This is a genomic window from Rhodococcus sp. 1R11 (genome assembly GCF_004563845.1).
In the GTDB taxonomy this organism is placed as follows: domain Bacteria; phylum Actinomycetota; class Actinomycetes; order Mycobacteriales; family Mycobacteriaceae; genus Rhodococcoides.
In genome coordinates, this window is sequence record NZ_SPNG01000003.1 from 220,709 (window position 1) to 238,154 (window position 17,446).

Annotated in this window: 18 protein-coding genes and 1 tRNA gene; 10 read left to right on the forward strand and 9 right to left on the reverse strand. The window is 64.9% G+C overall.

All coding sequences use genetic code 11. The features are described from left to right. Window positions 1-21 precede the first annotated feature (21 nt). Window positions 22-753 carry a TetR/AcrR family transcriptional regulator C-terminal domain-containing protein gene (locus E4P29_RS06910; protein WP_135043090.1) on the reverse strand — a complete coding sequence of 244 codons (732 nt, stop codon included), beginning with the start codon at window positions 751-753 and terminating at the stop codon, window positions 22-24. Between E4P29_RS06910 and E4P29_RS06915 the strand changes: the two genes are divergently transcribed. Next, on the forward strand, window positions 752-2,773 hold the full coding sequence (locus tag E4P29_RS06915) for an amidase (protein WP_135043092.1): 2,022 nt from the start codon (window positions 752-754) through the stop codon (window positions 2,771-2,773). The genes E4P29_RS06910 and E4P29_RS06915 overlap by 2 nt on opposite strands. Window positions 2,774-2,834: 61 nt before the next feature. Beyond that, on the forward strand, window positions 2,835-3,746 hold the full coding sequence (locus tag E4P29_RS06920) for an aldo/keto reductase (RefSeq protein WP_135043094.1): 912 nt from the start codon (window positions 2,835-2,837) through the stop codon (window positions 3,744-3,746). A gap of 55 nt (window positions 3,747-3,801) precedes the next feature. On the opposite strand, the gene E4P29_RS06925 is transcribed toward E4P29_RS06920, so the two are convergent. Beyond that, on the reverse strand, window positions 3,802-4,662 hold the full coding sequence (locus tag E4P29_RS06925) for a methyltransferase domain-containing protein (protein ID WP_135043096.1): 861 nt from the start codon (window positions 4,660-4,662) through the stop codon (window positions 3,802-3,804). 63 nt (window positions 4,663-4,725) lie between these two features. On the opposite strand from E4P29_RS06925, the gene E4P29_RS06930 reads away from it, so the two are divergent. The 3 genes from E4P29_RS06930 to E4P29_RS06940 are packed head-to-tail and all read left to right on the forward strand — an operon-like array spanning window position 4,726 to window position 7,880. Further along, on the forward strand, window positions 4,726-5,538 hold the full coding sequence (locus tag E4P29_RS06930; RefSeq protein WP_167735402.1) for a class I SAM-dependent methyltransferase: 813 nt from the start codon (window positions 4,726-4,728) through the stop codon (window positions 5,536-5,538). After that, a complete protein-coding gene (locus E4P29_RS06935; RefSeq protein ID WP_135043100.1) occupies window positions 5,529-6,515 on the forward strand; it encodes a phytanoyl-CoA dioxygenase family protein in 987 nt (328 codons plus the stop codon). Before E4P29_RS06930 ends, E4P29_RS06935 begins: the two co-directional genes overlap by 10 nt. 54 nt (window positions 6,516-6,569) lie before the next feature. After that, window positions 6,570-7,880 (forward strand): alpha/beta hydrolase, encoded by a 1,311-nt coding sequence (locus tag E4P29_RS06940; RefSeq protein ID WP_135043102.1) that lies wholly within the window; start codon window positions 6,570-6,572, stop codon window positions 7,878-7,880. Between the two features lie 41 nt (window positions 7,881-7,921). Here the strand turns inward: E4P29_RS06940 and E4P29_RS06945 are convergent, their stop codons facing one another. Further along, complete coding sequence (locus E4P29_RS06945) at window positions 7,922-8,701, reverse strand: SGNH/GDSL hydrolase family protein (protein WP_209205321.1); 780 nt, start codon at window positions 8,699-8,701, stop codon at window positions 7,922-7,924. An 89-nt stretch (window positions 8,702-8,790) separates the two neighbouring features. On the opposite strand from E4P29_RS06945, the gene E4P29_RS06950 reads away from it, so the two are divergent. Continuing rightward, window positions 8,791-9,351, forward strand: coding sequence for a PadR family transcriptional regulator (locus E4P29_RS06950; protein WP_032391856.1), 561 nt, complete (start codon window positions 8,791-8,793; stop codon window positions 9,349-9,351). A 95-nt stretch (window positions 9,352-9,446) separates the two neighbouring features. After that, window positions 9,447-9,851 (forward strand): nuclear transport factor 2 family protein, encoded by a 405-nt coding sequence (locus tag E4P29_RS06955; protein ID WP_135043104.1) that lies wholly within the window; start codon window positions 9,447-9,449, stop codon window positions 9,849-9,851. 408 nt (window positions 9,852-10,259) lie between these two features. On the opposite strand, the gene E4P29_RS06960 is transcribed toward E4P29_RS06955, so the two are convergent. Further along, window positions 10,260-10,331 (reverse strand) — tRNA-Thr (locus tag E4P29_RS06960). Window positions 10,332-10,423: 92 nt separating this feature from the next. Here E4P29_RS06960 and E4P29_RS06965 point away from each other — a divergent pair. Further along, complete coding sequence (locus E4P29_RS06965) at window positions 10,424-11,887, forward strand: threonine/serine exporter family protein (protein ID WP_135043106.1); 1,464 nt, start codon at window positions 10,424-10,426, stop codon at window positions 11,885-11,887. 10 nt (window positions 11,888-11,897) lie between these two features. On the opposite strand, the gene E4P29_RS06970 is transcribed toward E4P29_RS06965, so the two are convergent. After that, entirely contained in the window at window positions 11,898-12,158 is a 261-nt protein-coding gene (locus E4P29_RS06970) for an MbtH family protein (protein WP_135043108.1), read from the reverse strand. Between the two features lie 90 nt (window positions 12,159-12,248). After that, window positions 12,249-13,058, reverse strand: a complete 810-nt coding sequence (locus tag E4P29_RS06975; RefSeq protein WP_135043110.1) for an alpha/beta hydrolase — start codon at window positions 13,056-13,058, stop codon at window positions 12,249-12,251. A 92-nt stretch (window positions 13,059-13,150) separates the two neighbouring features. Here E4P29_RS06975 and E4P29_RS06980 point away from each other — a divergent pair, with 92 nt between their 5' ends. Both E4P29_RS06980 and E4P29_RS06985 read left to right on the forward strand, forming a co-directional pair. Beyond that, window positions 13,151-13,678 (forward strand): general stress protein CsbD, encoded by a 528-nt coding sequence (locus E4P29_RS06980; RefSeq protein WP_135043112.1) that lies wholly within the window; start codon window positions 13,151-13,153, stop codon window positions 13,676-13,678. A gap of 31 nt (window positions 13,679-13,709) precedes the next feature. After that, a complete protein-coding gene (locus E4P29_RS06985; protein ID WP_135043114.1) occupies window positions 13,710-14,363 on the forward strand; it encodes a hypothetical protein in 654 nt (217 codons plus the stop codon). 108 nt (window positions 14,364-14,471) lie between these two features. On the opposite strand, the gene E4P29_RS06990 is transcribed toward E4P29_RS06985, so the two are convergent. The 3 genes from E4P29_RS06990 to E4P29_RS07000 form a co-directional block, all read right to left on the reverse strand. Next, complete coding sequence (locus E4P29_RS06990) at window positions 14,472-15,893, reverse strand: HNH endonuclease signature motif containing protein (RefSeq protein WP_135043116.1); 1,422 nt, start codon at window positions 15,891-15,893, stop codon at window positions 14,472-14,474. A gap of 475 nt (window positions 15,894-16,368) precedes the next feature. Continuing rightward, window positions 16,369-16,857 (reverse strand): FBP domain-containing protein, encoded by a 489-nt coding sequence (locus tag E4P29_RS06995; protein WP_135043118.1) that lies wholly within the window; start codon window positions 16,855-16,857, stop codon window positions 16,369-16,371. After that, window positions 16,854-17,426, reverse strand: a complete 573-nt coding sequence (locus E4P29_RS07000) for a TetR/AcrR family transcriptional regulator (protein ID WP_135043120.1) — start codon at window positions 17,424-17,426, stop codon at window positions 16,854-16,856. The genes E4P29_RS06995 and E4P29_RS07000 overlap by 4 nt, the downstream gene beginning before the upstream one ends. Between the last annotated feature and the right edge of the window lie 20 nt (window positions 17,427-17,446).

A 17,446-nucleotide genomic window follows, 5' to 3' on the forward strand; every position in this document is an offset into this window, starting at 1 on the left:
TACGTCGACGCGAGCCTCGAGCTAACGCCACGGACGCGACGATGCGACCAGCATCTCCAGACCCATCTCGAAGGCACGGGTGGCGATGGGATCGTCGTCCTGCTCGTCCGACACAGTCTCGTAGGCCGCGGCCAGACGCGGGAAGTCTTCTTCCTGGTCTGTCGGGTCGAACACGACCTTCGGACCGGACATGTCGAGCACACTGCCGAGGATGAACGATTCGAACGCGGTGAGGAGAGGCAGCACGTCTCTGGTGGCCCAACCCACTGCCTCCGCAGCAACTGCGAAATCCTCGTACTCCGCCAAGAGCACCGGGGTCGATGCGCGCGTGGTCATGAGGAGGGGAACAGCGCGGTGGTGCTTCGCGAAAGCGGACCGGTACGACCGGGCCCACGCGACGAGCCCCTCCTCCCAGGGCATTTCACGTAGCGGTGCCGAGTCGATTCGAGCCGAGACCAATGCCCGTACGTCTTCGATCATGGCCGCGCGATCGGCAACATGGTTGTAGAGGGAGGTCGGGTTGACCCCGAGCTTCTGAGCCACTCCCCGCATGCTGGCACCCTCGGCTCCGTGGCGGTCGACCAGTGCCAACGCGGTGTGGGCGATGATGTCGCGGCTGAGAATGGCGCGCGGTGGTCGTGCGATCGTCGTCTCCTCTCGGACGGTGGTCAGAGTACGGACAGCCTTGCACGTCGAGACTTTCTTCCGTCCACCCGTTCCCAAAACCGACAGCGTGTGTTTTAGTGCTGTCATGAGTCATCCTTCCTTCACCGTGGTCGAGGCCGATGTCGACAGCGTGACCGCTGGGCTCGCACAGGGCACGGTGACGAGCGTCGAACTGGTAGCTCGTTACCTCAATCGAATCGGGCACTACGACCGCACCGGCATCAGCCTCAACGCTGTCCCGGTACTGAACCCCGACGCGTTCGAGGAAGCCCGCGCAGCCGATCGACGCCGGAGTGCTGGGCAGACCCTCGGCCCGATGGACGGGGTCCCCTACACCGCGAAAGCCAGCTACAAGGTGCGCGGCCTTCCGGTGACGGCCGGCTCGCCCGCATTCGAGACCCTCGTCGCGACCGACGACGCTTTCGCAGTGGCCCAGCTGCGGGCGGCAGGCGCGATATGTCTCGGTCTGACAAACATGCCGCCGATGGCAGCGGGCGGAATGCAGCGCGGACTCTACGGTCGCGCCGAAAGTCCCTACTCCGCAGAGTTTCTCACCTCGGCGTTCGGCTCGGGCTCGTCCAACGGATCGGGCACGGCGACGGCTGCCAGCTTCGCCGCCTTCGGGCTCGCCGAAGAAACCTGGTCTTCCGGACGCGCACCCGCGTCGAACAATGCTCTCGTCGCATACACGCCCTCTCGCGGGGTGATGTCGGTGCGTGGCAACTGGCCGTTGGTACCCACGATGGATGTCGTTGTGCCGCATACCCGTACGGTCGACGACCTGTTACGGCTTCTCGACGTGGTCGTCGCGGACGACTCGGTGACCGACGGCGACCTGTGGCGCACCCAGAACTGGGTGCTCATTCCGCCGGCATCGGAGGTCCGGCCCGCGTCCTTCATCGATCTGCCGCCGCTGCCGTTGCACGGACTCCGACTCGCCGTACCGCGCCTGTACGTCAACGGCGAGCCCGACAGCGCATACCCGATTCACACCCGCGATTCGGTGATGAACCTGTGGCACACCATGCGCGACGATCTGATGGCTGCAGGCGCAGAGGTCATCGAAACCGACTTCCCCGTCGTGGAGAACTACGAAGGCCTGCAACCGAACTCGCAGACAATGGTCGACCGCGGCATGGTTCCCGCCGAATTCCTCGAACGCGAGCTCAGCGAGCTCTCCGTGTGGGCGTTGGAGAGCTTCCTCGCCTCGAACGGTCAGCCAGGCCTGCGCGGACTGACCGACACCGACCCTGCGCGCATCTTTCCCCACCCCACCGGTGCCCTACCCGATCGATACGGCATCCTCCCGTTCGACACGGCCTACGACCTCGCGGACTACGTTGCCATTGCGAAGGCGGGCGTGACGCCGTTCGACCGCATTCCGTCCGTGGAGGCCGGCATGCGGGGACTGGAGGACGTCCGCCGCGTCGACTTCGAGAAGTGGTTGCAGGACAATCGCTTCGACGCAGTCGTCTTCCCCGCCGTTGCCGACGTAGGCCCCGCCGACGCCGATGTGAACGTCGCGTCCGCCGATGTCGCCTGGCGCAACGGAGTCTGGGTGGCCAACGGCAATCTCGTGCCCCGCCACCTCGGCATCCCCACCGTCACCGTTCCCATGGGGACGATGAGCGATACCTCGATGCCGGTCGGCGCGACCCTCGCCGGCGCTGCATACTCCGATACCACCCTGCTGCGTATCGCTCGCTCGGTCGAGGCCCTCGGTACCCGGCGAGAGCCACCCTCGCGTACCCCCGCATTGCTCGACGAGCGAGTATTCGACGGCATCGGCCGCGTCGGTGAATCCGATGTTTCCGTCGCCGTGACCGACGTTCGGATTCGCCCGGGGTCCGCAAGCGACGAACTCACCTTCGTTGTCGAGGCCGACGGCTCCATCGATGACCTACAGGCATTCGTCGACGGGGTCCGCGTTCCACTTTCTCGGACGGAAAACGTTGCTCGAGCATCGATCTCGATCCCACGTGGTGCCTACGACGTCCTGCACAGTGAGTGGCGACCACCGTACGGTCCCCTCGTCGTCGCCGTTGCGCGCTGCGCAGACGGCGGGACCGCCGGGGCTCTGGCCACGACCGACGGCTCGCCTCTGTGACGATCGGGTCCGAGCCCCGCGGCGAGCCTCTGCGTTCGGCAGTGATGAGAGTATTCGAGGCATGACGCAACTCGGTCTCGGACTTGCCGCACTCGGACGCCCGGAGTATCTGACGGTCGGACATTCGCGTGCGGTGGACGGGCGGTTCGATCCAGCCGCACTCGAGCAGCTGTGTCATTCGGTACTGGACGCCGCCTGGGACAGCGGCATTCGACATCTGGACGTCGCACGCTCCTACGGTCTGGCCGAGAAGTTCCTCGGCAGCTGGTTGTCTGCTCATCCGAACCGGCGCGAGGAACTCGTGATCGGCTCGAAGTGGGGCTACGCCTATGTCGCCGACTTCCAACGGGGCGCGGCGGTACACGAGGTCAAGGAACATTCGGTTGCACGTCTGGCCGAGCAGTGGCCGCAGACCGTGCACGACCTCGGCGGAAAGCCCGACCACTACCTGATTCACAGCGTCACCCCGGACAGCCCCGCCCTCCGCGACGCAGCCCTGCTCGACGATCTACGCGCGCTGGCCGCCGGCGGCACCCGCATCGGCATCAGCACCAGCGGGCCGCACCAGGCCGATGTCGTGCGTGCCGCACTCGAGATCGGGGTGTTCAGCTCGGTGCAGTCGACGTGGAACCCCCTCGAACCGTCCGCCGCCCCCGCCCTGGCGGAAGCACACGAGGCCGGATGGTTCGTCGTCGTCAAGGAGGCGATGGCCAACGGTCGACTCGTCGCCGAGAACTCCGAACTTGCCGCACTCGCCGACTCGGCCGCAGTCGGCCGCGACGCACTCGCACTGGCCGTCGCCCTCGCACAACCGTGGGCCGATGTGGTGCTGTCCGGAGCTGCCACGGTGGCACAACTCGAACAGAACATCGCCGCACTCTCCATCGACCCAGCATTGCCGGCGAACCGCCTCGACATCGCCGAGTCCCCGCAGAGTTACTGGGACAACCGTTCCCGCATGGCCTGGACCTGACCTCTGTCCACTTTCCCGAATAAGCGGGTCAACACGTTCAGGGGCGTCGACGCATTCAGTGACGGGTCGCGCTGAACACGTCGACCGGATGCGGAACTCGAAGTCCGCCAACCGCATCCGGAACCGATACCGCCGCAAGGTAGGCCCGCACCGGCTCGTGCAGCTCGGGGGTCAATCGGGCTTGCACCGCGAAGTCCAGCACGTCGTTGCTCGCGGCGGAAAGGTCCACCAGCGCATCGAGAGTCACCGTGTCGTCGAGGACGATCGCGGCGTCGACGAACGCTTTCTCGATATCTGCGCTGAACCATTGCCGATGCCCCTCGAGCGGAGGGGCGAGTACTTCGACGAGTGCGTTGAGCGCGGCCGTCGGCGCAATCGCCACCCACAGTTCGCCGCCGGGTCGCAGCAGGGCGAGCGCGGCATGCAGCGTTGCTCGTAGGTCTGCGACGTAGTACATCGAGTGCACGAACATCACGACGTCGAAAGTCTCGTCGACGGGTGCGTCGTCGAACGATGCGACGTACGCGCTGGCGTCGAGTTCGGTGGCCTCGAGCGCCGCCATCTTGGCGGCGAAGAGCTCGGCGCTGCCGATCCAGGGGTCGATGCCGACGTACCGCACCGTGCGGCCGGGTGCCCGCAGCACCAGGCCCGCTGCAAGCCTGGCATCGAGCGAACCGTCTCCGCAGCCCACCGACAGCACCGAAAGCGGTCCGTTCCCCATCCCGGCCAGCCGATCTGCGAAGTGCTGGGCGATCAGACCGCGCTGATCGGAGAGCATCTCGAAGGCGGCGTGGTGCTCGGCGTAGGACTCGGGCGGCAGGCCCGCCAGCGCCTCGGCCCCGCGCCGCATCGCCCGCAATCCGTCGATGAGCACGACGGCAGTGTCGGTCGGCGAATTCAGAGCTATGTTGGACATTGGACCGAGTCAACCATGACGCCCCGTCCGGTGCGTCGTAGTTGGCTTCCTAGGAGGAATCTCGTGAGCAGCGGAGACACAGCCGAACGCAGTCTCGAGCACTGGAGCGAGGCGGGCCGGACGGGTATGGAGGCGTTCTACGCTCTGGCCACCGAGGACTATCACCAGCTGGCGTTGGCAGCCGATTGGCCGACGCTGCTCGCCGGCCGGGCTCACGACGGCTGGTCGCTACTCGACGTGGCCTGCGGCAGCGGTAAATTCCCCACTGCGCTCCGCCGTTACACCGACCTGTCCGCGGTACCCGAGGTCGCCTACGACCTGCTCGACCCATCCGAATTCTCGGTGGCCGAGGCACGCGGAGCTCTGGCCGCGCCTTTCGTCGCCCGGCACGATCTGGTGATGACACTGCAGGATCTGCCCGCCGATCACGCAGGCTACGACGTCGTGTGGGCCACCCACGCGCTCTACGCCCTTCCGCCCGCCGAGTTGGATGCCGCAGCCGAAAGATTCGTGGCCGCAATGACTCCCGGTGGTCTCGGTCTGGTCGCGCAGGCCACGGAAGCCTCCCACTACATCGCGTTCTACGATGCCTTCCGCGCCGGCGTGCGCGAAGCAACGCCGTACACGACGGCCGAGCAGGTGCGCGACGCGCTGATCCGCGCGGGTGCGGACGTGCGCGATCAGCGCGTCTCGTACACCACCGGAACGTCCGATCGCGCTGTCGCCGAAGGCTTTCTGCAGCGGTGCGCCTTCGACGACTCCGTGTCACTCGACGAGATGGAAGCGGCCCCGGTGCTCGGTGACTACCTCGCTTCGTGTCGCGACGCGTCCGGTTCCTACACCTTCTCGCACGAGGCGGCCCTGCTGTGGCTCTGAACAACCCTGCCACCAACGAGCTTCTGCCCGAACGCAATCGCGAGGGCGGAATCGACCAGGACTGGGCGGGCAACGACCAGGACTGGTGGGACTGGTACGTCACGCTGGCCGCCAACGACGCCGCACCCGCCGAACTCGTCGACGGCCCTGGACTGCCGGATGTCGAGGCCGCCACGGACGAACAAGTCGAGCGTGAACTCGCCGAGCCCTACGATCTCGACCCGGCTGCCGTCGATGCATTCGCCCGACACGCCTTCGTGCGGTTGCCCGCCGTGTTCTCGCCTGCCGTCGTACGACGCCTCGCCGACCGCCTCGAAGAACTACTGCGAGCCGAGCACGGCGACGACGTTGCAGGCCGGTTCACCGCACTCGAGCAGATGTGGCTCCACGACGACCTGATGCGTGCCGTAGCACTGTCACCCCGGATCGGCGGGTTGGCCGCGGCACTGCTCGACGTGCCTGGCGTTCGGCTGTACCACGACAATGCGCTGTCCAAGGAGCCCGGCTGCGGACGCACACCGTGGCACCACGACGCCGAGCACTTCCCGTTGCAGACCACCGACGCCGTCACCGCCTGGATGCCGGTGTCGGCAATTCCGGGCCCGATGGGTCCACTGTCGTTCGCGCGCGGACGGGACGTTCTCAGCGAGGTCGCCGACCTGGAATTCGACAAGGTCGGTACCTCCTACGACGAGGCCGTCACCCAGCGTTTCCGCACGCGCAACGTGGCGGTGGAGTCCGAGCCGTTCGCCGTGGGAGACGTATCGTTCCACTCCGCGCTGTGCTTCCACACCGCAGGCCCGAACCGGACGACACAGCCGCGTCGCGCGCTGGCCACCACCTACTTCGCCGACGGCACCCGCGTCGTCGAGTCGCCGACCCTGATCAGCGGCACATGGCGCGAATTCCTCCCCGGCATCGAGCCCGGTGGCCTCGCGAACTCCGAGCTCAACCCGGTGGTCGGCCGCCGGGACTGAGACGCCAATTCTGCGGAGCCAGCAGTTTCAGTGGACGTGCGTACACTGAATGTGGTGGGGACGAAACCTGGACCGGGGAAGAAATCTCGGCGCACACAGGAGTGGGGTGAGCTCGGCGAGCTCACGCTTCGCGAGTTGGCATCGGCTGCGGGTGGCGTTCGCGCCGTCCACTCGGCGATTGCACGACGCACGTTCGCTGCCGTCAAACACGGCGTCGGTCCCGCCGCCCTGCCGACACAACTGATGCACGACGCGATCGCCGCCGGCACGTACGCGAGCATCGCGGCCGCCTGCACCGGCGCAGCCAAGATCGTCGGTTCCCTGACCGACGGCTCCCTGGCTGACGGCTCCCTGACCGACGGCGACGACGTGACCGAGGACGACTCGCGGCCGTCGCACACCAGCCGTGGCGCGCAAACCATTGCCGTTCTGAACGGTCTCATCGGCGACGACATGGAGAGAACAGCCCGGGTACTGGCCCATCCGATGTCGATTCGAGTCGACGGACGCCCTGTACCCCCGGAGTACCGAGCCTTGGCCGCCGGGTTTCCCACTGCGGGAGCGCACCTCGTGGTGTTCGTCCATGGGCTGGTCGAAACGGAATACGCATGGCGGCTCGGTGGGCGGCCCACATACGGAGAGCGGCTGGACGCCGAAGCCGGGACGACCTCGATCTTTCTGCGCTACAACACCGGACGCCGAATTGCAGCCAATGGTGCCGACCTGTCGGACTTGCTGGAGCAGCTCGTACCGGCGTGGCCCGTCCGGGTACACCGGATCACGTTAATCGGACATTCCATGGGCGGGCTGGTCTCACGCAGCGCTGCTCACCACGCTGCCGAAGGCGGTCGACGATGGGTGGATCTGCTGACGGACGTATTCACTCTGGGGACACCACATCTGGGCGCGCCGCTTGCCCACGGCGTCCACGTCGCCGCGGCCGCAATGGCACTCGTACCCGAGACCCGGCCGTTCGCGAACCTACTGGCGCGTCGAAGTGCCGGTATCCGTGATCTGATCCACGGAGCGATCACCGACGAGGACGGCCATGCTCGGTACACCGACAGCTTCGATGTCGGTGCCGCCATGGACATCTCGGTTCCGGAACGGGTGCGTCATCATCACGCGTCCGCGGTCGTCACCGGAAGTCCGCGCAACCCGGTCGGAGTCTTCGTGGGTGACGGCCTGGTCCGTACCGACAGTGCCGGAGGTCGAAATAAGCTCCGCAACATCGGACTTCGACCGGACGACGGTCTGGCGATCTACAGTGCGCACCATTTCACCCTGCTCAACGACGAGAGGGTGTACAGCTGGATGCGGCGCAGCCTGGTCGATAACACTGCAGATCTCGGCCCGGGATTCTGATTCAGGAGTTACCTGGTCTGCTCGCTTCGGTTCGCCCGGCTCTACCCGAGTACCGAGGTCAGCTCCGGCCGCTTGGCCGTACGACGGTCACCCGAGGAGCGTTTACGAATCCGACGAGTCAACCACGGCGCGAGGAACATTCCGGCCCAGGTGAGGTCGGCGCGAACTCGGGAGTACAGGCGCGGTCTGGCGAGCGGTGCCAACGGAAGATTCCATGCGTCGGTGGCACCCGGTAGACCGAGGGCGTAGGCGGTGGCCGCAGCGAGCCGCGCATGTCCCGTCTCGTTCAGATGCAGTCGGTCCCAACTCCACAGCCGGGGATCAGAGGCCACGTCGTGCTTCTCGAGGTCGATCACCACGACATCGGATTCGGCTGCGACTCTGCGAATCTCGGCGTTGAGCTCGGTCATACGCCTGGCGATGACGGTCCTTCCGGGGACCGGGTGAGCGAGTCGGGGAAACGTCATGGTGATCACGGTGCAGTCGGCCGCTCGGAGCGCGGCGAACATTGCGCCCACTTCACCTGCCACGGTCCGCGCATCGAACTGCGGACGCAAGATGTCGTTGACACCGGCAGCGACGGACGCGACCGTCGGCTTCAACGCCAAAGCGGCCGGCAACTGCTCGGCCTTGACCTGCGCGGCCTTACGACCACGTACCGCGAGGTTGGCATAGACGACCTCGTCTGCGCTCTCGGCCATGAGCTCGGCGAGCCGATCGGCCCAACCACGAAAGCCCGTGTCGTCGTTGCCGTCGTTCAGCCCTTCCGTCTGGCTGTCGCCCAGGGCTACGTATCGCAATTGTTTCGTCCGATCCACCACTTCACCGCTCTTTCACTCGGCAGCAATATACAACAAGTTGTCTAATACCAGGACATCCGGCCGCCGTGCGACGGGTACTGTCCTGGATCATGTCGCTACGTGATGCCGTGCTCGCCGCACTGGTCGACGGGGAGATGTCGGGTTACGACCTGTCCAAGGCGTTCGACGCAACCGTCGCCAACTTCTGGACTGCCACTCCCCAACAGCTCTATCGCGAACTCGACCGAATGGACCAGGACGAGGTGATCTCGGCGCGACTGGTCGAGCAGGACGGTCGACCCAACAAACGCCTGTTCAGCCTCACCGACAAGGGACGCGCAGCGCTGCGCCAGGTGAGCCATCGGCAACCGAAGCTTCCGGCCATTCGCGACGAGCACCTGGTGGCTATCCACGCTCTCGAAGCCGGGGACCTCGAGCCAATGACCGATGCGATCCGAGAACGAATGCAGCTCTCACGAGACAAGCTGGCTCGGTACGACCGGATGGCGCACCGCCTGCTCGACGGACGTACCGAGACCGAGTTCCTGGCCACCGCCGATCGCATCGGCCCGTACCTCACCCTGATGCGCGGACGGATGTTCGAGGAGGAATCGCTTCGCTGGGGTGCCCGCGTCCTCGAAGTACTCGACACCCGCGCGGGACGCAGATGAAAACGCCGATCATCCGTTCATAGTCGCAAAATTGTGTATGGTTCGGTCACCAGCCGAGGGTGTCTCAGGCCCTGGCCCCACCCAGGAGATGACGCGTGCAGCAGTTCCGACAGGCCGTCGAGGCCAACGACCACGATGCCATGGCCGCCACCCTGGCCGACGACGTCGTCTTCAGCTCCCCCGTCGCATTCAAGCCGTACCGCGGCAAGGAGCTGACCGCGGCGATACTGCGCGCCGTCACGCGCGTCTTCCAGGACCTCCGCTACGTGAAAACCGTCGAAGACATCGGCGGCCGTGATCACGTCCTGTTCTTCGAGACCCGCATCGACGACGTGACCGTCAACGGCTGCGACATCCTCCACCTGAACTCCGACGGCCTGATCGACAATTTCACCGTGATGGTGCGTCCGCTGTCGGCTGCGCAGGCACTCTCCAAAGCCATGGCGACAGAATTCGCCGCCGAAATGGGGTCGATGGGTTCGGCAGACAAGACCGACTGACGCGCATCGGCGGGTGATGCAGGACTTTCGATGTTGGGTGACGGTGTTCGCCAGTGCGCCTCTCGGCAGGTGGCCGCTCGTAGCGGCTGATGGTTGGTACCCGGGGCATTGGGATCGAACACCGTCGATGGAGTCAACGATGACTCGGCTCTTCGTATTCCGCCTCGTGGCGATGTGGTGGGCCCGCGGTTGCGCAGCGAAGACTTGAATTCACGCCCTCAATCGGAATCGACACCTCCTACGAAGGGTGTGGATTCCGACGAAGGGCGTAGATGCGGGCCGTCCGCTCGATCAGCTCCCACGTTTCGGATATCCGACTCCGATCGGCGTCGGATATCCGAAACCGAGGAGCCGATCCGCGACGAAACGCAAAAACTCCGATCCCAGGGACGGAATCGGAGCCAAGAGAGCCTCCTAACGGGATTGAACCGTTGACCGCTCGCTTACAAGGCGAGTGCTCTACCGCTGAGCTAAGGAGGCAGTGAAGCGAGCCAATCATATCCGTTCACCGGACGCTCAGTGTCAACAGGTACCTTGTCGGTGGATCACCCCAGCAACGTGTAAAGACGGTCATGAATTTCCTGCAAGACCTGACGGCTTCGTTGAGCCGTCTCACCGGTGAGCGTCGGGCCACCATCGATACACCGACCGCAGCGCCGTCGCCCCTACGTCCGATCGATCTGACCGACGATGCATCGGTTGCGGAGGTGCTGGACCTGGCGGTGCGCGTCGGCGAGGTCCTTCTGGCCTCGGGGACTGCCGCGATGGACACGGCGACTCAGGTGCAGTTCATCGCCGCGACGTACGGCCTTGCACGCTGCGACGTCGACGTCACGTACAACTCGATCACCCTCAGTGCACACCGCGGCCCGACGCGTCCGCCTGCGTCGACGATGCGCATCGTGCATTACCGATCGATGGACTTCACACGACTGGCCGAGGTCGACCGTCTGATCCGCGCGGTACGCGTCAAGATGGTGCCGCCGAGCCTGGCACTCGATCGGCTCGACGAGATCACCAAGGCCCCGCACCCCTACAACCGGTGGATCGCCACCCTTGCGTGGTCCGGCATGGCCGCCGCGATCAGCGTGCTGCTCGGCGGTGGCCCGCTCGTGGCTGTGGTGAGCTTCCTGACGACGATGGTGATCGACCGTATCGGACGCATTCTCAATCGCGCGGGGTTGCCGTTCTTCTTCCAGCAAGTGGTCGGCGGCTTCGTGGCGGCGACACCGGCGATCACGTTGTACAACTTCCAGGGGCAGCTGAACATCGAAATCTCACCGTCGCAGATCATCGCGGCCGGTGTCATCGTGTTGCTGTCGGGTCTGTCCCTCGTCGGCTCGGTGCAGGACGCGATCACCGGAGCACCGATCACGGCAGTGTCGAGATTCTTCGAAGTGCTGATGATGACCGGCGGCATCATCGCCGGTGTCGCGACGTCGCTTCGATTGGCCGCGTTGATCGGCAGCGACCTGCCACAGATCAGCAATCTGGCACCACCGGACATCCTGCAGGTCCCCACGAAGGTCATTGCCGGCGCAGCAGCGTCGCTGTTCTACGCCCTGGCCTGCTACGCCGAGCGGCGCGCCCTGACGGCTGCCTTCATGGGTGGTTTCGCAGGCTCTCTGGTGTATCTGCTGTCGCAGACACTCAATGTCGGACCGATCATCGCCTCGGCAATCGCGGCCACGGTCGTCGGATTCGCAGGTGGTCTCCTCGCACGTCGAGCGCTCATTCCACCGCTCATCGTCGCCGTCGCCGGCATCACACCATTGCTGCCCGGTCTCTCGCTCTACCGAGGGCTGTACGCGATTCTGAACGACCAATTGCTGCTCGGCATCAGCTCGCTGTTCGCGGCGTTCGGCGTCGGCTGTGGCCTTGCTGCGGGCGTCACCCTGGGTGAGTGGGGTGCGCGAACACTGCGTCGACCCCGGATCCTGGCACGCACCGAGGAACTATTGCGCCCGACGCTTCGCCGCAGAGAAGAACCGCGCCGACCGACGGTTCGTCGGCGGCGCGGTACGAGTCCTTCGTAGAAGGCGGAACTCAAGCCTCGGTGCTGGGGGCTCCCTCAGCACCTGCGCGGGCAGCTGCGTCGGCCTCCATGGCCTCACGCAGGCTGCGCGGACGCATGTCGGTCCAGTTCTTCTCGACGTACTCCAGGCACGCAGCGCGGGTGTCTTCACCGAAGACGACACGCCACCCCTGTGGGACCTCGGAGAACGTCGGCCACAGCGAATGCTGATCTTCGTCGTTGACCAGCACGAAGAAGCGTCCGTCTTCGTCATCGAACGGGTTGGTACTCATCTCGCCTCACTCGTCGCGAACGTTTGATTGGTAAGTCTGCACCGTGAGGTGCCACACGACCCTAGCAACGCAGGTCGTGCTCAGGTGGCGTCAGGCCTTGAAGAAGTCGAGCAAGTGCGCATTGACGGCCTCGGGACGCTCGAGATACCCATAGTGTCCGGCGTCGGCGATCTCCACGTATCGAGCCCCCGGAATCGCGTCGGCGAGCTCCTTGCCCAGGTAAGCGGGAATCATCCGATCGTCGGCGAACCCGACAGACAGACACGGCACCGACACTGCCCGGTAGGCGTTGGTGCGGTCGAAATCGTCGTCCATGCCCAGCTGCGCGCGCACTCCGGCGGACGGCGAGGATGCCGAGAATTCGAACAGGTCGAGCCAATCGCGAGCCGTTCGCGCATCACGCAACGTGGCCGGCGACAGGTTCATCACCGCCGTCACAGCGGCCGAGTACGTGCCCGGCAGCTCGACGCGCTTGTCGTACAGCGCTCGTTCGCCCTGGGCGAGCGTCTTCTGGAACTCGTCGACCCGCGCGTGCCCGGCCAGGAACGCCGCCTTGCGAACCAGATCGGGACGCTTCAGAGCCAACTCTTGTGCGACGCGAGAGCCCATCGACGTTCCGACGACGAAGGCCTTCTCGGCACCGTCACGGACCAGTTCGATCAAGCCCTCGGTATCGGCGACCATGGCGTCCATGGTGATACCGGTCGCACTTTCCGACGACGGCGCGATACCGCGGTTGTCGAACGTGCAGACCCGGTAGCCGGCCGCCAGGAGGGCCGGTACCTGATGCAGTTCCCACACTCGGCCGGGACTGCCGGTGCCCATGATCAGAACAACCAGGTCTCCGCTGCCCTTGACCTGGTAATTCACGTCGATGCCGTTGATCTTTGCGATAGGCATACGTCTCCTCACTGCTGATTCGTTCGTCGGCGATCGTATCGTCCGACGTCGGCGCGGGGTTACTCGAACGGCCAGTGGGTACCTGCAGTTACATGACTGACGAGAACGTAGCGGGCGAAGCACGCAAAGGAATGCTCGACGGAATCAAGGGCAAAGCCAAAGAGGTCGTCGGCGCTGTCACCGGCAACGACTCGTTGACGGCCGAGGGCCAGCTGCAGGCCGCTCAGGCCCGCGAACGCAAGGAGGCGCAGGCCACCGAACGCGTCGCCGATGCACAGGCCACCGAGGCCGCCGAGGAGCTCGCCGACGTCCGGACTGCGGCGGACAGTCGACGCGAGGCCGCGGAAGAGAACGCGGCGGTAGCCGAGGCGAACGCAGATCGCGTTCGAGAGACCCAGGTGGCCGCGGCCGAGCAGAACAAGCGTGAGACCGTGGCGCAGGAACGGACGGCCGCCGAGGTCGACGCAACGGCCGAACAGATCGAAGCGATCGAGGAGCGCAAAGCCGAGCAGGCCGCTGCAGATGCGGACGAAATGGTCGCTGCACAGAAGCACCAGGAAGCGCTGCTACAGGCCGAGGCTGACCGCAAGAAGGCCGAAGAGCTCCGCAACCAGGCTTGACCCACCACTGCTGATCTAGGAGTTCGACTACATGAGTGTTTTGGCCCTACCACTGACCATACTGCGAATTCAGTACAAGATCGCCCGAATTCCGTTGCAGCTCATCGAGACCAACGTCGTCGTGAAGATGGATGCAGAATCGCCGGCACGGCTCGCGTACGAGCACACGCTCGGATCCCTTGATCGTGCCGTCGGAAACCTGTTGGGAGACAGAAGCCTTGCCGACCGCGGCGAGACGCTGGTCGACAGCACCGAGAACCGCGCCGAAGCAGCACGTTTGGACGCCGAGGCACGTGCGAAGAAGACTGCCGCGGACGCCGACCTGAAGACGGCTCGTGAGACCGCCGAGCAAGACCGCCGGGCCGCCGACGCCGCAGCCCAGGAAGCCGCCCGCGACGCGCGACAAGAGGCCGAGCAGCGCAAGCGCGAGGCCGCCCAGGAAGCCGAACGCGAAGCGGCTGCCAAGAAGAAGAGGGCCGACGAGCAGGCTGCGGCGGCGACCAAGGCAGCCGAGGACCGCAAGAAGACTCAGCAGGCTCAGGTCGACAAGCAGGAGAAGTTGGCTGCAGCACCGTCCGAGGCCGAATTGGCCGAGGCCGCACAGCGATCCGAGGAAGCCGACGCCAAGAAGGACGAGGCAGAGCGCATCGAGAAGCTGTTCATCGCGGAGAAGAACAAGGACTGACAGCCCGACTCTCTCGAATCGAGCTCAGCAACAACCTCTTCCAGCCCCGCACTGTGTTCTCGGTGCGGGGCTGGTGTGTTTGTGTGGGGCTGGTGTTTTTGTGCGGGCCTAGGCGATGTGGGGGCCGGCTCGGGCGTGGGATTGTCGGGGTTGTCGGTAGGGGTCGACGGTGGCCGGTGGCACGAACCACGGGTGGTTGTCGGCGGCGATGAACACTTCCCAGTCGCTGTGGTGGATGAGTCGGTGATGAAACCCGCACAGGAGGACGAGGTTGTTCATGTCGGTGGGTCCACCGTCGGCCCAGTGCCAGATGTGATGGCCTTCGGTCCAGGCGGCGGGTTTGCCGCAGCCGGGGAACGCGCAGCCGTGATCGCGGGCAGTCAATGCGCGTTTCTGTTTCGCGGTGACGGTGCGGGCGGTGCGGGCGAGGTTCAACGGGTTGCCGTTCTCGTCCATGACGATCGCGGTGAGAACACAGTCGCAGGCGAGTTGGCGGGAGGTGTTGCGGGAGAGCGGGCCCATCCACGGCAGCCAGCCGACGGTGGTGCCGTCACCGAACAGGTCCCGATATGCGCCGCGGTCGGCTACAGCATCACCTCCACCGCAATCGCCACTGCCGCTGCCGTTTTCGTGGTCCGGTTCGGTTGCTGCGTCAGTGTCGATGGGGTCGCCGGTGTTGATGTCGACCGGATCTGCTGCGTCGGTCTCGGTGTCGGATTCTGTTGCTGCGCGCGAGGTTTCGTCGTCTGTTATGTCGTCGGCACTGTCGCGGAGGTCGGTGAGGTCCTGCAAACGGATGTGCAGGTTGACGTGGGGTTTTTCGCCGCCTTCGGTGGGGCGGTCACTGGAGGCGAGGTAGCGGTCGAGGATGTGTCCGAAGGCGTCGGCGCGTCGCCGTGCGGGACTGCGTTCGTCTGGGGTGCCGTCGGCGGCAGGGCGGGGTTCGGTCAACGGCGAAAGCGCGGTGAGCAGCTTTTCTCCGGTGATCGCATCGAAATCCATCTTCGCCACGAGACGTCCGTTGAGGGTTTTCGAGGCGAAGAGTTCGTTGCGGTCGGTGTCTTCCGGTGGTGGCTTGTTGCCGCCGTAGGTGTCTTCGAGTTTGGTGATCGCTTCTCGGATATTGTCGGTGCTTGCGCCGGGTCCGGTTGCGGCGGTGATCATGGCTTTGCGGGCGATATCGCGACCCTCTTGGGGGAGGTTCTTCGGTGGTGTTTCGGCGAAGGTGAGAATCAGGGCGGCGTGGTCGACGGTCATGCTGCCGGTGTTGACGGCGTCGGCGATGTCGGGGAAGTTCTTCAACCCGCGAGCGAGGGCCACGATCTTGTTCGCTTTGCTCGGGGTGAGGAGGGTGGTGGAGGTCAGCCAGCCTGCGGGTCCGGGGAAGCCGAGCTTCTCTCGGCTCACGCGGGTGTCGATGTCGGCGACGAGGGCGATGCGGCGTGCTTCGAGCAGTTGGATCGTGTGGGAGACATCAGCAACGTCGGCGAGGAGTTCGCTCTCGCTCAGTTGCCAGATCTCCGTTGTCATGAACCAAGTGTATCGAACGTGTGTTCGATGCGCAATGATGGTGCAATCGAAAACTATTGCTGTGCATGAGGATTCGCGAACCGGAACCTGTCGGTGGCCCGTGCTAGGCAAATCACCAATCCTCGGACGCGCTACGACCGTTGCGCCACACTCCATGGGTATCAACCGGGGCGCGCCATTGAAGACCGACCTACCGGTTTACTGTAGGTTCACCAAACACATCGACGAGGCGAATAGATGCGCATGCGACGAACGGGAACCGAGTCCACTCGACTTATCCATGCCCGGCACAGACTCTCCCCGCTGTTCGCCACTCTGGTGATGTTCGGCGTTCTTGCCATCCCGCGACTGGATCTGCCATGGGCCGGCATCGCGGGCTGAGGTCTGGCAATTGTCGCGGCAGCGGCCTGGCTTTTCACAGCTTTGCGCCCGCAGCGGTCCAGCCAAAAGAGCTAGGTCATACGCGCAGCGACATTCAGCCGAGGACACGAGCGAGGAATGCGTCGATATTGTCTTTGACCGTCGCCGTGCGGGTGTCGACGTCGAAGTCCTCCTTGAACTGTCGTCCCAGGGCCGGTGTTTTCTTCTTGCGTGCGTACAGAGAACATGCGAGATCCGAGCAGATGTAGGTACCGACGGTGTTGCCGCGTCGCCCGGACTCCCCTGCCTTCGCAGCGGCCATCAGCGACACACCGCCGTTGGCATGGGTGGTGAGGCAGATGCTGCACATCTGCGCGGTACGCGGCCCACCTGCCTTGTATCGCAAAGCAATTCCACGTAGTCGATCTTCCTGCGGTACGACGATGTAGCTTCGTCCCGCCAGCTTCGGGTCGCCCCAGCCGAGGAAATCGAGATCCTCCCACGGCGCTTCGTCGAACATATCGGGGAGGGAAAGCCGTGTGGCGTCACCCTTGGACGAGTTGACGAACGACGATCTGATGTCGCGTTCGGTGATCGGCTTCATTGTTCTTGCCTCCATTGCCGTAGGAGTAAGTCGATTCCGTCGAGGATTCGGGCCCACGACTCCTGCGAATCGGGCGCACTGTGAGCGAAAGATCCGGCCGCTTCGAGACTGGCGAAACCGTGAAAGACGCTGCCCAACAATCGAACAGCGTGCACCTGATCGATCTCGCTCAGGTGATACCCACGAAGAATTGCCTTCATCATCGCCGAGTGCCGCACCCCGGCACTGTTGATCGCCGTCTCGTGGTCGAGAGGAAACTGGGTCGCCGCGTATCGGCCGGGATGTTCGCGCGAATAGACCAGGTACGCGTCGGCCACTGCTACCAACGCGTCCTTGCCCGCCCTGCCCGCCAACGCCTCCGCGACCCGGTCGGCCAGTTCTTCCAACGCCAGCAAAGCAATGCCGACATTGAGCTGGTGTGCGTTCTTCAGATGCGAATACAGACTCGCGACTTTGACATCGAAACGTCTGGCTACCTCGCTCGCGGTAACGCGATCGAAGCCGATCTCATCGGCCAGATCCGCTCCAGCTGCCACGATGCGCTGCGCGGTCAATCCTGCGCGTGCCATGTCGGCCTCCTCCATCTTCC